The sequence below is a fragment of the Corynebacterium sp. H113 genome (assembly GCF_037572315.1).
Classification (GTDB): domain Bacteria; phylum Actinomycetota; class Actinomycetes; order Mycobacteriales; family Mycobacteriaceae; genus Corynebacterium.
This window is the reverse complement of the sequence record NZ_JBBHKZ010000003.1, coordinates 291,007-306,042: the sequence shown is the minus strand read 5'-3', so window position 1 is coordinate 306,042 and position 15,036 is coordinate 291,007. Positions and strand designations below refer to the sequence as shown.

Annotated in this window: 13 protein-coding genes and 1 tRNA gene; 5 read left to right on the top strand and 9 right to left on the bottom strand. The window is 58.1% G+C overall.

Annotated features, from left to right (window positions below):
• Nucleotides 1–47: 47 nt before the first annotated feature.
• Entirely contained in the window at nucleotides 48–1,175 is a 1,128-nt protein-coding gene (locus WG938_RS08070; RefSeq protein WP_339979549.1) for a PfkB family carbohydrate kinase, read from the top strand.
• On the opposite strand, the gene WG938_RS08065 is transcribed toward WG938_RS08070, so the two are convergent.
• The 3 genes from WG938_RS08065 to WG938_RS08055 all read right to left on the bottom strand — a co-directional run bounded on the left by WG938_RS08065 (nucleotide 1,172) and on the right by WG938_RS08055 (nucleotide 4,884).
• Nucleotides 1,172–2,476 carry a PhoH family protein gene (locus WG938_RS08065; protein WP_339979546.1) on the bottom strand — a complete coding sequence of 435 codons (1,305 nt, stop codon included), beginning with the start codon at nucleotides 2,474–2,476 and terminating at the stop codon, nucleotides 1,172–1,174. The genes WG938_RS08070 and WG938_RS08065 overlap by 4 nt on opposite strands.
• Nucleotides 2,477–2,683: 207 nt before the next feature.
• Nucleotides 2,684–4,114, bottom strand: coding sequence for an FtsX-like permease family protein (locus tag WG938_RS08060; RefSeq protein WP_339979543.1), 1,431 nt, complete (start codon nucleotides 4,112–4,114; stop codon nucleotides 2,684–2,686).
• 2 nt (nucleotides 4,115–4,116) lie between these two features.
• Nucleotides 4,117–4,884 carry an ABC transporter ATP-binding protein gene (locus WG938_RS08055; RefSeq protein WP_339979540.1) on the bottom strand — a complete coding sequence of 256 codons (768 nt, stop codon included), beginning with the start codon at nucleotides 4,882–4,884 and terminating at the stop codon, nucleotides 4,117–4,119.
• Nucleotides 4,885–5,164: 280 nt separating this feature from the next.
• Between WG938_RS08055 and WG938_RS08050 the strand changes: the two genes are divergently transcribed.
• Both WG938_RS08050 and WG938_RS08045 read left to right on the top strand, forming a co-directional pair.
• The gene (locus WG938_RS08050) at nucleotides 5,165–5,911 is read left to right on the top strand and encodes a sensor histidine kinase (RefSeq protein WP_339979651.1); all 747 of its coding nucleotides are present in this window, start codon (nucleotides 5,165–5,167) and stop codon (nucleotides 5,909–5,911) included.
• A complete protein-coding gene (locus WG938_RS08045; RefSeq protein ID WP_339979538.1) occupies nucleotides 5,908–6,582 on the top strand; it encodes a response regulator transcription factor in 675 nt (224 codons plus the stop codon). Before WG938_RS08050 ends, WG938_RS08045 begins: the two co-directional genes overlap by 4 nt.
• Here WG938_RS08045 and WG938_RS08040 read toward each other — a convergent pair.
• From WG938_RS08040 to dnaG, 5 genes are all read right to left on the bottom strand, one after another.
• A complete protein-coding gene (locus WG938_RS08040; protein ID WP_339979536.1) occupies nucleotides 6,579–7,568 on the bottom strand; it encodes an ADP-ribosylglycohydrolase family protein in 990 nt (329 codons plus the stop codon). The genes WG938_RS08045 and WG938_RS08040 overlap by 4 nt on opposite strands.
• A gap of 114 nt (nucleotides 7,569–7,682) precedes the next feature.
• Complete coding sequence (locus WG938_RS08035) at nucleotides 7,683–8,135, bottom strand: DUF4442 domain-containing protein (protein ID WP_339979534.1); 453 nt, start codon at nucleotides 8,133–8,135, stop codon at nucleotides 7,683–7,685.
• A 52-nt stretch (nucleotides 8,136–8,187) separates the two neighbouring features.
• A complete protein-coding gene (locus WG938_RS08030) occupies nucleotides 8,188–8,688 on the bottom strand; it encodes a hypothetical protein (protein WP_339979531.1) in 501 nt (166 codons plus the stop codon).
• 86 nt (nucleotides 8,689–8,774) lie between these two features.
• A tRNA-Asn gene (locus WG938_RS08025) sits at nucleotides 8,775–8,846 on the bottom strand.
• 176 nt (nucleotides 8,847–9,022) lie between these two features.
• Nucleotides 9,023–10,993, bottom strand: coding sequence for a DNA primase (dnaG, locus tag WG938_RS08020; protein ID WP_339979529.1), 1,971 nt, complete (start codon nucleotides 10,991–10,993; stop codon nucleotides 9,023–9,025).
• 97 nt (nucleotides 10,994–11,090) lie between these two features.
• Between dnaG and WG938_RS08015 the strand changes: the two genes are divergently transcribed.
• A complete protein-coding gene (locus WG938_RS08015) occupies nucleotides 11,091–11,633 on the top strand; it encodes a ribonuclease domain-containing protein (RefSeq protein ID WP_339979527.1) in 543 nt (180 codons plus the stop codon).
• A 6-nt stretch (nucleotides 11,634–11,639) separates the two neighbouring features.
• Here WG938_RS08015 and WG938_RS08010 read toward each other — a convergent pair whose 3' ends face one another.
• Nucleotides 11,640–12,923, bottom strand: a complete 1,284-nt coding sequence (locus tag WG938_RS08010; protein WP_339979649.1) for a deoxyguanosinetriphosphate triphosphohydrolase — start codon at nucleotides 12,921–12,923, stop codon at nucleotides 11,640–11,642.
• A gap of 81 nt (nucleotides 12,924–13,004) precedes the next feature.
• Between WG938_RS08010 and WG938_RS08005 the strand changes: the two genes are divergently transcribed.
• Complete coding sequence (locus tag WG938_RS08005) at nucleotides 13,005–15,020, top strand: TPM domain-containing protein (protein ID WP_339979525.1); 2,016 nt, start codon at nucleotides 13,005–13,007, stop codon at nucleotides 15,018–15,020.
• Nucleotides 15,021–15,036 lie beyond the last annotated feature (16 nt).

Below are 15,036 nucleotides of genomic sequence, written 5' to 3'. Positions count from 1 at the left end.
CCCGTTTTCGAACACGTGGGTCCGGCGATCGTGGCAGAGTATGAGTTATGGCTCAGAATATTTCGGGTACAAATCCGACTGTTGTTGTGTGCGGTTCTATTCACCAAGACACGATGGTGTCCATTGACACGTTTCCAGAGCCCGGCCAGACCATGATTGTCAACGAAGGCGTAAAAGCCCTAGGTGGCAAGGGCGCTAACCAGGCTGTTGCAGCTGCGCTCGCAGAGGCTCAAACCAAAATCCTTGGCACTGTCGGTGAAGACATTGCTGCTGACGAAGTCCTAGCGGAACTGACTGCGAAGGGCGTCGATGTCCATGCGGTACAAACGACGTGGGATCGTCCCACTGGCACCGCGTTTATCGCATCCGAGCGCGAAGGCGCCCCACGCATCTTTGTGCAGCGCGGTGCGAATATGGAGACTGACCCGACAGACTTCGCCGATGACATCGCGAAAGCTAACGTTCTACTGTCCCAGGGTGAGCTGATGCCCGAGGCAATCGAGACTCTTGCCTCTCTGGCGAGCCTCAGCGGTACCCGGTTTGTGTTGAATTTGTCGCCGGTGACCGTCGCAACCCCAACGCTGATTGACAATGCAGATCCGCTTGTCGTGAACACCCGGTGTTTGTGGGAAGTGTTGTTGGAACTCGATCTGACCACTGGCATTCGTCGTGGGGATCTCTCCACACAGATCGATGCGCTTCTGCAGTACGCCCCTTCTATTGTGGTGACGCTGTCCGACAAGGGCTGTGTTTACTCTGAAGCAGAAGTAGACGGCGGTGATGGAAAGCTCTGGTACCAACCAGCAGTGACCGTTCCGGCTGATGAGGTCATCGACGGCACGGGTTCAGGCGATGCCTTCTCGGGCACTCTCGCCGCTGAACTAGCTCGTGGCTCCAGCTTGCAGGAGGCCGTTGAGTTGGCTGTGTGCGCGGGCTCGCAGGCCGTGCGCTCACTGGGCGCGACATCCTCGTACGTCGAACTTCCTGTGCTGAAACGCATGGTCGCAGAGAATGTCCTGCCAGAGCGCATTGAGTACGTGGACTCGTCGACAGTTGCGGACTTCGTCGATACGTTGAGCGAAAAGCAAGAAGCTGGCGAGCGACGCAAGCGCGCCGCAACATCCAGCTTCTCCGCCATCCAGGTAGAAAACCTGGACGGCGACTCAGGCAACTAGCCCTGCTCCAGAAGGTCGGTGACCAGCTCGGCAATACGCGAGCGCTCCGACCTCTTGAGGGTCACGTGTGCAAATAGCTCGTGGCCCTTCAGCTTTTCGATAACCGCCTGCACACCATCATGGCGGCCAACGCGCAGGTTATCGCGCTGTGCCACATCGTGTGTCAGTACTACGCGAGAGTTCTTGCCCAGTCGCGACAGCACGGTGAGCAAGACGTTGCGTTCCAGCGACTGCGCTTCGTCGACGATCACGAAACTATCGTGCAAACTGCGACCACGGATGTGCGTCAGCGGCAAAACTTCAAGCATGTCGCGCGCCTGAATTTCCTCCATGACGTTGTCGCTGACAATGCCTTCCAGCGTGTCGTACACTGCCTGCGCCCATGGATTCATCTTCTCGTTTTCCGAACCCGGCAGGTAGCCCAAGTTCTGCCCACCCACGGCATACAGCGGACGGAAGACAACAATCTTGCGATGCAGACCATGCTCCAGCACAGCCTCCAACCCAGCACACAACGCCAGCGCTGACTTACCAGTACCCGCACGTCCGCCGAGTGAGACAATGCCCACGGAATCGTCGAGAAGTAGATCCAACGCAATGCGCTGTTCCGCAGAGCGTCCGCGCACACCGAATGCTTCGAGCTCGCCACGAACAAGCTTGACGACGCCATCCTTGCCCAAGCGACCAAGCGCAGATTGGCTACCTGCGGTCAATTGCACACCGCAGTGGATGGGCAGCTCGGCGACAATTTCACCATCGGTGGTCTGTTCTTCGCTGAGGTCGACGAAACCGTTGCGGTACAGCGTGTCGATGGTGTCAGCGCCGGTTTCTACATGAACGAAACCGGAGTAGCCAGTGAGCACGACATCCTGAGCATGGTATTCATCTGCGGGCAGGCCGACGGCACCGGCCTTGACGCGGAGTGGAATATCTTTCGTCACCAGCACGGTGTCGTGCCCCTCTGACTGCAAGTTCAAAGCACACGTCAGAATACGGTGATCGTTGGTGTCGTTTCGGAATCCCGCAGGCAGGATTGATGGGTCGGAATGATTGAGCTCGATATGCAAAAACCCGCCTTCATTATTGGCGGGTACTGGTTGATCGAGACGTCCGTGCTGGTAGCGCAGCTCTTCCAGATGACGCAGGGCGGTTCGTGCAAACCAGCCGAGCTCTGGGTGGTGTCGCTTGGCCTCAAGTTCACTCACCACAACGAGTGGCAGAACAATCGTGTGTTCTGCGAACTTGCGGAGTGCATGAGGGTCGGACAGCAACACCGAGGTGTCCAATACATAGGTTCGCAAGGTTGACTCCTAGTGGGTTGCTCCTGGTGAGCAGCCCGTTTGGGGTGTAGCTGACAACTTCCCCTTGCCAGCTAGCTCCCAGCGTAGGTGTCGGAGGTGTAAATCACGTTGGTGTGAGATGAATTCCGGGTAAACGTGGTGACTATTTCATTACGGCGAATACCGTTTCGCGCCACGTCCCCGGAACACACAGGTTAATCGCTGTGGCTAATCGTTACGACGAACCTGTCGGCCAATAATTTGCTTCCGCAGCGGATCGACTGCTGCTGTCATTAGTGTCGCGATCACGATGCTTGCGAGGAATATGCCGATGATAACGACGCTACGCATGGTGAACGTGTCTTCGGCGAACTGGCCGAATGTGAGGTAACCAATGCTGTACCCAAAGCCGAAGCCAAGTGCGCCCATCACGAGCATCGGCACAAAGATCTGCTGGATGGCCACGCTGCGGTGGAACGCAAACGGCGTACCAATGAAGTCCAGCGCCCGGGTTAGCGGTGCTTGTTCATACACGGTCGAGGCTTGGTTCAGCAGCGTCGACATCAGCATGATGATGAATCCGACAATGAACGTAATTGCCACACCTGGGACCAAATCGCGCTGGATCGCGAGATCACCGAACTGTTCATCACCGTCCATCGGCATCAAAGTGATGTAGCCCAGCAAAACACCCAGGAATGTCATTGCGCTGACGCGACGCCATGCCTCTTTGCCATTCGTTGCCACTCGACGAGTCGCTACAAAAGCAGTCTTGCCAGGCACAATGCGAGATACCCATGCAAGTACCTGCAACATGAATGGTGCGATGATATTGACAGAGCTGACCATGACAAACAGCACGAGAGCCAAAAAGACGAAGCCGAAAATCTCCGAAGAGGCTAGCTCTGCCGATGGGTCGAAAGTGTTGACATACATGACACCTGCGCCAACGATGACCGCAAAAGCAATGACGCGCCACCACTTCAATGCCTTTGGAATATCACGCTTGGACACGCCCAAAGGAGTCACCAATACTCGCTTCAAACCAATGACCGATGCCACCAGTGCCAGCAGCATGATGATGAACCACACAACTGGGTAGCCCCACCACGGCAATAGGACTTCCCACGTGGAAATGCGTACGTCCTGGAAAGTTAGCAAGGCCCAGAATGGGGCTGTTGCGACAGACAAGATGGTGCCGAGTGCGATTCCGAGCAGCGCCTGTCCGGCTGTCTCCACCATGGTCATCCGGGTTACTGCACCGTTGGAAAGGCCTAAAAGACGGAGCGTCGCTAAGCGTTGTTCCCTACCGGATGCGCCCAACACAGCCGATTGTGCAATGAGAGACATTGTTGTGGGGATGACGAACACGCAGGCGACGAGCGCGAGAAAGATGTAGAACTCCAAGACGCCTTGTGATTTGAGTGGCTCGAGTTCTGGGATGGGATCACGCCACCGTTCGACAAACATCCATGTTCCACCGGCGACAATCATGATCGCCCAGGTGCTCACGGTGACTGCGAGAACGGCGAGAGTAGACAGCCAGCGGCTTCCCGTCTTACTTTCGCGGCCAGCGCGTTGGAAGGAGACACCGAGATCAACGAGGGCCTTCGTCGGAATGCGCGTGACGTCAGATCGAGTGAGCTGAGCTGTTGCCATGCTTAGTTCACCCTTTCGACTGAACGGTTGTTGAGTACGCTGTGGGCGCCCGCTCCGGCGAGCATCCGATCGTCGTGAATAATGCCGTCACGGATCTCGACCCGACGCTGGCACCAGTTGGCGACCTTAGCGTCATGCGTCACCATGATCAGCGTGGAACCGGACTGCTCCACGACTGCGATGAGTTGCTGCATCACTTCGTGGCCGGTCTGCTGATCGAGGGCACCTGTTGGCTCGTCGGCAAAGATCACTTGTGGCTTCGTAGCGATGGCGCGGGCAATAGCGACGCGCTGCGCTTGGCCACCAGACATCTTGCCGGGACGACGCCCAAGCAAATCGCCGAGGCCAAGGCGGGTCAGCATATCGTCGGCAGCTTTCAGCGCGGCTCCCCTGGGCTCACCTCGCAGGATTGCTGGCAATGCAACGTTTTCGCGTGCGGTCAGTTCAGGCAGTAGCTGTCCGTCCTGAAAAACGAAGCCGAATTTGTTTAAGCGAAGCGCCGACCGCTTAGCGTCGCTGAGGTAGCTGATGTTGGTGTCCCCGAGGAAGACCTTGCCCGCATCTGGAACGAGGACTCCGGACATGCAATGCAGCAGTGTGGACTTGCCGGAGCCGGATGGGCCCATGATGGCGACAGTCTCGCCGGGTTGGATGGTCAGCGAGATGCCAGTCAGTACTGGCGAGTTGTTGAACGACTTTGTGATGTCCTGCAGAACCACGGCGCCTGCCCCAGTCGCGCCCTGGTTTCGTGTTGTTGTTTCTGTGCTCATGTTCCCTATTTCACCTGTTCGCACAGCGTAAAACGACAGTGCTAGAAACCAACTTACGGTAGTGCTGGCACTACCCTCCTACTTCGCGACGGACTATCGTGCTCCTGCTGAGCTTCGTATCATGGCGACCATGAAGTCATTGCGGGAGTTGCTGGGCTGGGGTCGTCGGCACGATCGCTATTCCGACGATGCGCCGTCCCGTGGTTCGTTGTCTCGGAATGCCGTATCTCGTAAGTCACTGAGGCGTAATCAGCTTCCCGCAGCCACAACATACGAGGAGATGGCGGTCGCTCGAATCGCGGAGCTGACGGAGTCTCGGCGCTCTATCGCTCAGGCCTACGAAGTTGAGCGTCGACGCATTGAGAATGATCTCCATGATGGTGCGCAGCAGTACTTCGTCGCCGCTGCGTTGAAACTCGGAGAGGCTGAACTCGAAGCCATGGATACCGGCAACGATGAGCTGATGGCTCTTATTGCCGAGACTCGCGCGCGATTGGAAGAAGGCCTTACTGCTTTACGACGCACCGTTCACGGCATTCACCCACAAGTTCTGCGGGATCGCGGACTGGCAGCTGCGCTTGAAGAGGTCGCCGAGGGATACGGCCCGCATGTGACGGTGCAGTGCCCGCATCCGTTGCCGACAATCGACCCCAATGTGCTGGCCGCGGCCTATTTCTTTGCCACGGAGTCTCTGACGAATGCAGCAAAGCACGCACCTGATGCGCCAGTGTCAGTGCTGCTAACCAGCGATGACCGGTTACATATTTCAGTGATGGATCAAGGCCCGGGTGGTGCCAAGGTGGTGCGTGGTCATGGCATTTCCGGCATGACTGAACGGCTCGCAGCTTTCGATGGAGAGGTAACCATCGACTCGCCTGTTGGTGGCCCAACGCGGATTGCTGCCAAAATTCCACTGCTGTTGAATCGTGGCGAAAGTGGCATCGCCGATGGCGCTGGTGGCAGGGACGATACCGACTGTGCCACCACAGGCAGCGCTACCCCGCTAACCCCAGGAGAATCCCAGTGAAAATCATTATCGCCGATGATTCAGCTTTGTTGAGGGAGGGCGTTGCTGGGCTCGTCGAAAAGCGCAGCCATGAAGTTATTGCCAAGGTTGACTCTGCGAATGCCCTCGTCGAGGCGGTTGACTCCGTGTGGGAAGCGACGGGGACGTTGCCGGATTTGGTGATCACCGATGTGCGGATGCCTCCAACAATGCAGGACGATGGTTTGCGTGCTGCAGTGGAGCTGCGTGAAACGTACCCGGATTTGAATGTGTTGGTGCTGTCGCAGTACGTTGCGCCGGCGTATGCCCGTGAGTTGTTTTCGGGCGATAAAAACCGTGCGGGAACTGGCTATTTGTTGAAAGACAGGGTTTCGCACGTCATTGATTTTCTTGGCTCCCTCGACGTGGTCGCGGGCGGTGGCGTGGTCATTGACCCTGATGTGGCGACGGCGCTAATGCGCTCAGGTCATTCCGGGCTTGCCGAGCTCACGGCGCGCGAACGCGAGGTACTCGAACTCATGGCTCGAGGGTTGTCGAATACGCAGATCGCAGAGACGTTGGTGTTGTCAGCGGCGAGTGTGGCGAAGCATGTGTCCAATATTTTTGTGAAGCTTCGTCTGCAGCCTGGCGAAGAAAATCGCCGTGTGCGGGCAATCCTGGAGTATCTGACGGAGACAACTGGGCAGATTTAGTGGCCCACCAACCGCGCCGCTAGCCCGCGTAGGTCATGCGCCCAGAACACCTCGGGCAGCTCTGGCTCCGCGTTGAGGACGGTGTCCACCCATTCGCGAGGCCACACGGATTCTCCCCCAACCGCTCCGACGAGCGCACCCGTAATCGCTGCGTTGGTGTCGGTGTCACCGCCGAAGCCGATTGCCTCGACAACAGCTTCTGCCGGTGTCAGCGTTCCCTCGGCGACAGCTTTGAGCTTTGCGACGGCCAGCCCCAACACCAACCTGACCCAGCCAATGTGCTCGGCGTAGACGTCGTAGGTTCCGCGGAGGCCGTCGTCAAGCGCGCGATTGATTTCGGGAGTCTGGGCGGTGTCGACCATTGCGGTGAGGGTGGCCTGTGCATCGCCGGTGCGAATGGCAGTGGCGATGCCGACAGTGAACGTGGCGTTGGCGTCGAGAACAACATGGTTCGGGTGCGTGAGCGCGGCTTCTTCGTGGGCGAAGGTGACAGCCTGAACGGTGGAAATATTGTCCCGTGCGCAGTAAATACCCAGTGGGCTTACTCGCATGACCGTGCCGTTGGCTTCGGAGTGCGGGTTGAATCCTTCGCCGGAGAGAACGAGTTTGCAGGTATTGCCGATGTCAACGGGATTTGTGGAGTACCAGTACTGGTAGCGGTTGAATACGTCTGCGGGATCAAAAGTACCGAGTGCGTCGATACTGCGGGCAAGCATCATGGCCATTTGAGAATCATCGGTGACTTGCCCTGGAATGCGTCCCCATGGATCCGGGATTGCCATGTCTCGAACGCCGTCTGGGAACTCGGCCTTGATTTGCTCTGCTGTTTTGAATTCGACTGGAGCGCCGAGTGCATCACCGATGAACTGACCGAGGAGGCATCCGCGGGCACGATCCAAGCGGGAAGCGTTGTTGTGCGCCGACGTCGACTGCTCGTTATTAGTTGCGCCAGTTGGCTTGCTGGCGCCTGCTCGATCAGTATTCACACCAGTACCTTTAATTGCCCCTCAATGACAAGCGTATGTACAAGCACAGTGTAAAGAGAGGGGTGACAAATTGCCTGCCGTGCGAAAGGCGGGCGTGTTTACGGGAGCCAGTGCCTAGCGCTTCTTCCGCCGGTAATAGACCTGCCGTCGCACTATCGCGACCGTATCCCCTTCTTCATCGGTCACGGTAGTCTCGAACCAATGCAGGTACTTGTCACCGCCAGCGGTCTTTTCCTTGATGAGCTCATACGTCTCATCATCAATGCGCATGTCCGCCGAGATCGTTCCCCACCCCGGTTTCACAAACTCAACTTCCGCTTTCACGTCCCACACGTTGTACTCGCGCCCGAGCCGAGCCATCGATGCCAGCATGTAAAACGGATCAGTCATCGACATAATCGTGCCACCAAACGCAGTCCCAACCGCATTTTGTGTGAACTTTCCAAGGCGATGCGTGACGACGACTCGTGAGCCATCATCAGCGAACTCCTTGACCTTGATTCCCGCCCCGAGGAACGGTGGCCAGAACTGCATGTACTTTTTCAGTTGGTGTGGAGTGAAGGCCATCGCAGTGACTCCTGTGTGGGCTGGGACACAATTGGATATGTGTGTCAATATATCAATCGCCGTGATGGGTCGGAGCAGGTTTGAGTGAAAGTGCTTGTGAAGAATTTTGCTTGTGCCTGCCCTGGCCACGAGCAAAATCGGCGATCAGAACTGTTATCCAGCTGCCAACCAGGATGAGCATTGGGTGGACAAACACGACATACGCCACGATCAGGCCGTCTTGTCCGTCGGGCGGAGTCGTCGCAAAGACATAGACCATGAGTGCGGTTTGAAGCACAACGCAAGCGAGCGCGCCGACCAAGATGAGTGTCCACCGCCAGACCCGGACATAAGGCCAGCCGAGCAGGTGTGTAGCCAGACCAACGATCAGGGCGGGAATGATGATCGTCAGCGACCACACGATCACGCCTGAGGTGTAAGCGAGATTAGCGTCTGGCAAGAGGAACTGGCCGATCAACTCCCAAACCAGGGCTAACAGGAAGACGATGGAAAAAGCCGTCACCAGAGTTCGGGCGCGTGCACGAGGCCCCTCTTGAGGGATTAAAGAATCCATAATTTAACCATATTCACTGTTCGGACAATTTGCCCCCCCACAATGAAAAAACCAGGCCGGGAAACTTCCCTGACCTGGCGTATTTGCTCCTCCAGCTGGACTCGAACCAGCAACCCTTCGATTAACAGTCGAATGCTCTGCCATTGAGCTATGGAGGAATGCGCTTTGCGTGTTCACACTGCTATGCGCGGTGTTCCCTTGCAACGACTCAGTACTTTACCTAGCACCCTTCAACGAAACAAATCCGCTGGTTAAACACCATATTTTCCCGACCAACACTGAGCGTTCAGCCATAAACACCCCGTCCCGAATTACAAGAATGAAAGTGAGTCACCTACTCCAGCGTCGGCACTTGCACAGCTTCCGCCAGCAACTCGCGGCGATACTCCTCCAACGCAAGGAGGTCGGCGAACAACTGTCGGTAACCGGCCTCATCGTCCGCTGGGCGCATCCGCGACAGCAGCGCTTTCACCTGAGCAATCTGATCGCCCACCCACACTTCCTGCAAGCGCGCCAGCACCGCGGAGGCATAGCCACGCAGCGCTTCGTAGTCCACATGAATTGGTTCGACGCCTAACTCGGTAACTAGACGACGCGCCATCGCATCCGACGTCCCCGCCGAAATATCGGCGACCCACTTCGCGCCGCCGACACCGTCAACGCCTGCGCCGCCAGCCGCAGCTACGCCACCCGCAGCAGCAGCCACACCGCCAGCAGCCTGAATAGCGTCGAAAACAGCCCGGTACGTCGGATGCCCAAATGTCTCTGGAGCGAGCGCATCAAAAACAGGGCCAGTAAGCACCGGTTCTTGAATCGCAAGTTTCAGCGCCTCACGCTGCGCATGCAACACGGGATCGCGCGGATTCGGATACGGCAAGGTCGGCTTCTGGGACCCGGCCCCGGCTCCAGCACCCGCCCGAGCGGACCCAGCTGATGCAGGGGTGCGTCGTAAAGCTTTCTTTGGATCGGCGGGTCGACGCGCCTCGTTGCGCACCCGCTGCACCAGCTCAGCTTCATCGTTCCAGCCGACCCAACCGGCGACTTCGCGGGCGTATTCGTCTCGCAAAGAGGAATCACGGATCTGCGCGATGACGGGAACTACGCGACGCAGCCCCTCAACGCGGCCATTCGCGGTGGTCAGGTCGAAGTCCTTCAACAACGTGCGCAGCACGAACTCGACCAGTGGCACTCGATTAGCCACGAGGTCACGCACCGCTGCCTCGCCCTTTTCCATGCGCAGATCACACGGGTCCATGCCCTCCGGGGCGACCGCCACATACGACTGGCCGGTGAATTTCTGCTCACCTTCAAAAGCGCGCATGGCAGCCTTCTGCCCTGCTTCGTCTCCATCAAAGGTGTAAATCAGCTCGCCACGAAAGAAGCTGTCATCGAGCATCAGCCGGCGCAGCAGCTGCAAGTGCTCGTCGCCAAAAGCCGTGCCACACGACGCGACAGCGGTCGGCACACCAGCCGCGTGCATCGCCATCACATCGGTATAGCCCTCGACGATGACCGCCTGGTGCCCCTCCGCGATATGGCGCTTCGCCAGATCCAGGCCGAATAGGACCTTCGACTTCTTGTACAGCATCGTCTCAGGCGTATTCATGTATTTGCCGAGTTTGTCATCGTCAAAAAGCTTGCGCGCACCAAACCCGATCACGTCACCGCTCATGTTACGGATCGGCCACAGTAGCCGCCGGTGGAAACGGTCAATCGGCCCCTGCCGACCCATCTTGCACAGGCCTGCCTTTTCCAGCTCGTCGAAGCTGAAGCCCAGTCGCTGCAAATGCTTGGTCAACGTATCCCAGCCAGCCGGCGCGTAGCCACAGCCGAACTGCTTGGCATGCTCCGGCGTGAACCCACGATCCGCCAAAAACTTCCGCGCCGTCGCCGCATCCGGCGTGCCAAACTGCTCCGCATAAAACTTCTGCGCTTCACGATTCGCAGCAATCAACCGCTGCCTAGTACCAGGTTCTTCACGACGACCCGTGCCGCCACCTTCGTAGTTAATGCGGTATCCGATTTTCTCGGCGCATGCTTCCACGGCTTCCGGAAATGTGAGGTGTTCCATTTCCATGAGGAAGCTGAACACGTCGCCACCTTTGCCTGTGGAAAAGCAGTGGTAGTACCCATGATTCGGACGGACATGGAAACTCGGGGTGCGCTCGTCCTTGAAAGGCGACAATCCTTTGAGGGAATCTGCACCGCCAGGTTTGAGCTGAACGTAGTCACCCACGATCTCTTCGATCGGAGTGTTTTCGCGAATTGCAGCGATATCACTGTCCGGAATACGTCCCCTAGCCATGAGCACTACCTTAGCGCTATGCACGCGCCCTTTACTGCGGGCACCTGGCGAGGGGCAGATCGCGGAGCCAATCCGACCTTCATGAGAACATAGACTCATGGCTGAGAATTCGTGGAAGAAGATCGCTGGCGGCTTGGGTGCTGCAGCACTGGTTATTGCAGGTTCGTACTTTGGACTAGAGGGCACCGACTCCACAACATCGGGTAACACGGATACCTCTACCGACTCTGGTCAAAACGCAAACCAGACAACCGGCCAGCCAACAGGCAAAACCAAGGGCCAGGAAACGAACAAGCCGGCCAATGATAGGAAGTCGAATCAGCAGGGATCGTCGTCAAGCGATACCTGCCCAGTCACCGAGCTACCAGAAGAAGCAGACGAGGTCATCGACCGAATTCTCGCTGATCAAGACCATATTTACTCACAGCACGATGGCAAGCACTTCGGCAACTACGAGAATGTTCTGCCGAAAGAAAAGAGTAGCTACTACCGCGAATACACCGTGGAAACGCCAGGCATCAATCACCGCGGTGCGCGACGTATCGTGGTTGGCGGTGGCACCGAAGATGATCCAGATGTGTGGTACTACACCGACGATCACTTCGAGAGCTTCTGCGAAATCCCGGACGCAGAAGAATAGCCTCCATCAGCCCCAGGCCGCAGTGAATCCTGCGATGCGATGGTCTAGCTGTTCAACCTGCGACTCCGTCATCGACGCCAACTGATCCACGATGACGCGCAGTCGCCCAGCATCCGAATCCGCTTGCTCGTACAGCCACCGGAACATCGGATCAAGAGCGCCCGGCGCGCCTTCCTTTAAGTACTCGGCGACCCGGTGCAAGCGGTCGCGTTCACGATCTTGACGACGAAGATGCGCCGGCAAATCCATCACGTACAACACAGCGATGGTTTTGAGCATGGTGACTTCAGCGAGAATTGACGCAGGAACGGCAAGGTTAGCGTCATAGCGCCCCAGCGGCATATCCGTGTTCGCTGCCTTGCGGGTACCCGCCACCGATGCGGTGACGAAGCGACCAACCAGCTCCGAAGTCATCCGCTTCAAGGCGACATGAGCTTCGAATGATCCGTCGTAGGAGGCAGCTCGCGCGACGACTGGCAGGCCAGCGAGCCGTCCAGCAGCTTCCACCAGTTCGGCAGGGTCACCGCCAAATGCCTTGGCACCCTTATCAGCGAGGTTCGACAACTCGACCATGTCCCACAGCACGCTGAGGTGAACACGACCCGATACGATACCGTCTTCGACATCGTGCACGGAGTAGGCGACGTCGTCAGCCCAGTCCATGATCTGAGCTTCCAAACACTGCTGACCATATGGAGCGCCCGAGCGAATCCACTGCAGAATCGGCGCATCTTCCATGTAGGCGCCGTACTTCGGGCGGAGATTACCCTCGCTGTCGTATGCAGTCCACGGGTATTTACACGCAGCATCAAGTGCAGCCCGTGTCAGATTCAAACCACACGGGTAGCCGGTATCGTCCAGGACTTTCGGTTCCAATCGGGTCAGAATGCGCAGCGTCTGCGCATTGCCCTCGAAACCACCGCAGCCTGCTGCGATCTCGTTCAACGCCCGCTCGCCGTTATGCCCATACGGCGGATGCCCAATATCGTGCGTCAACCCAGCCAACTCGGCGAGGTCCTGATCCGCACCCAAATCTCCCGCAATGCCACGCGCAATCTGCGCCACTTCCAACGAATGAGTCAGACGTGTTCGCGGCGTGTCCCCTTCCCGCGGACCGACGACCTGGGTCTTATCGGCGAGTCGTCGTAAAGCAGCCGAATGAAGCACGCGAGCGCGGTCTCGAGAAAAATCACCGCGATGAGCCTCCACTGATTCCGAACCAGGAAGTAAAGACTCTTTCTTACCTTCCTGCAAAATGCGCTCGAAATCGGACGGAGAGTAAGCGAACAAAGCAGTCACCTCCCCATTGTGGCTGGCGCACGCGCCTTTGCGCTCCACGACACGGCGACCGAGGTAGGTATCTTAGAAAGCATGAGTCCTAAGAGAACTGCAGCAGCCCTTTGTGCCGGCGTCTGCGCCGGAGTCCTGGTCACACTCGGTCCGGCCAGCGTTGGTCTTGTTAGCGTTGATCTCGATAGTTTCGCGCCGACCGCCGTCGCCGAAGCGCCTGACAGTTTTCCGGGCACTGTGCTTGATACCGCCGGTGTGTTGACGTCGTCGCAGAAGTCCGACCTAGAAGCGCGCATCAAGGAGAATCAGGCTGATTCCAAGGCAGTGCTGTTCGTTGCCTACGTCAGGACTTTCGACGGCATGTCCGGTGAAGAATGGGCCAAGGCGCTTTACGACGCCCAAGGCAGCACCAGCAACACCGCCGTCGTAGCCATTGCTACCGAGGAACGAAACCTCGGCATTTGGGCTGGCGATGACTATCCAGCCTCCGTCGACCAGCTCTCGGATGCCGTCTACGCTCCCTTGACAAACGACGATTGGTTCGGAGCTGGCAACGCTGCAGTCCAGCAAAGTGGGGGCGACGCCACTGGTGTCGTAGGTCTTGGTGCGGGACTTGGCGGCGCAGCTGTATTGGGTGGCGGTGGCCTGCTGTGGGCTCGTCGTAATAAGAAGAAGCGCACTGCTCAGGAAGTTGTCGAGGGTCGCGCAATTAACCCAGCAGATGTCAATGCGCTTGGGGAACTCAGCACCGACGCGTTGGACACGTTGGCGCAGGAAGAACTGGTCTCTACGGACGAGTCGATCCGCAAGGCCCAATCCGAGCTGGAGATGGCCCGCAACGAGTTCGGTGATGCCCGTGTGCGCGACCTCGAACAGGCCCTGGCAAATTCGCAGCGCACTCTGGACAAGGCTTTCCAGATGCGCCAGCGTGTAGATAGCCACCGCTCCATGTCAGAGTCTGAGCGTCGCTCGATGCTGTTGGAAATCGTCTCCACGTGTGGTGTCGCCGACGATCAGCTCGACGCTGAGGCCGACCGTTACCGCGAAATGCGCGAGCAGCTCATGAACGCGCCTGAAACTCTCGACCGCTACACCCAGCGCGCCATCGACCTGCGCACGCGCATCCCGAAGGCTGCCACGGTGCTGGACAGCCTACGCGCGCGTTACGACGCGACGATGCTCACCTCCATCGCCGACAACATCGACATGGCCACCGAGCATGTGACCATGGCAGAGCAATCTATCGATAACGCGCGTTCTATCTTGGAGCGTCCTGCCGGCGAGCAGGCCGGGTTGGTGGACGCGCTGGCGAAGTCTGACATGGCGCTTTCCCAGGCAGACCAGCTTATTGCCGGTATTGAACACGCGGATTCTAATATCAGTCAGGCAGTGTCTGGCCTCGAAGCCTTGGTTGCCGAGGTTCGTGGTGAGGTTGACGAAGCACGCAATCTCCTGGGTACTCCTGAGGCAGCACAGTTCGACCGCACCGCACTTCGCTCTGCAATTGACGCTGGTACTGCTGCGCTGGCCGTCGCCGACCAACGTGGTTCCACAGATCCACTGTCTGCCTGGACCGAGCTGACCGAAGCAGATGCCGACTTGGATGAGCATCTTGCGTCGGCACGCGATGCCACTCAAGCTTTCGCGCGGGCCATGCAGACTCTGCAGAATTCCCTGGCTGATGCGCAGACTGCGATTGTCGCGGCGCGTGACACAATTGGCACCCGACGCCGCATTGTTGGCTCCCGTGCCCGTACCTTGCTTGCAGAGGCAGAGCGACACTACGCAGTCGCAGACACCATTGCGGTGACACCTGGCAATACGCCACAGAATAACCCGCGCACGGGCATTAACGAGGCTCGTGAGGCAGCACGACTTGCCCGCGAATCATCGAAGCGCGCGCAGCAAGACATCAACAACTATCGAAATCAGCAACGTGGCGGAGGCGACTCCGGTGCGCTCATTGCTGGCATGGTGCTCGGTGGCATGATGAACGGCGGTGGCGGCTTCGGTGGCGGTGGCTTCGGCGGAGGCGGTTTCGGTGGCGGAGGTGGCTTCAGCGGTGGTGGCGGCTCCGGTACCTCACTGCGGTTCTAGGCCCAAATGCTCCACC

Excerpts from the sequence above, each read along its gene's own strand:
- WG938_RS08070 (WP_339979549.1), top strand. The coding sequence starts at position 48 with ATGGCTCAGAATATTTCGGGTACAAATCCGACTGTTGTTGTGTGCGGT.
- WG938_RS08060 (WP_339979543.1), bottom strand. The coding sequence starts at position 4,114 with ATGGCAACAGCTCAGCTCACTCGATCTGACGTCACGCGCATTCCGACG.
- WG938_RS08055 (WP_339979540.1), bottom strand. The coding sequence starts at position 4,884 with ATGAGCACAGAAACAACAACACGAAACCAGGGCGCGACTGGGGCAGGC.
- WG938_RS08050 (WP_339979651.1), top strand. The coding sequence starts at position 5,165 with ATGGCGGTCGCTCGAATCGCGGAGCTGACGGAGTCTCGGCGCTCTATC.
- WG938_RS08035 (WP_339979534.1), bottom strand. The coding sequence starts at position 8,135 with ATGGCCTTCACTCCACACCAACTGAAAAAGTACATGCAGTTCTGGCCA.
- WG938_RS08030 (WP_339979531.1), bottom strand. The coding sequence starts at position 8,688 with ATGGATTCTTTAATCCCTCAAGAGGGGCCTCGTGCACGCGCCCGAACT.
- dnaG (WP_339979529.1), bottom strand. The coding sequence starts at position 10,993 with ATGGCTAGGGGACGTATTCCGGACAGTGATATCGCTGCAATTCGCGAA.
- WG938_RS08015 (WP_339979527.1), top strand. The coding sequence starts at position 11,091 with ATGGCTGAGAATTCGTGGAAGAAGATCGCTGGCGGCTTGGGTGCTGCA.
- WG938_RS08005 (WP_339979525.1), top strand. The coding sequence starts at position 13,005 with ATGAGTCCTAAGAGAACTGCAGCAGCCCTTTGTGCCGGCGTCTGCGCC.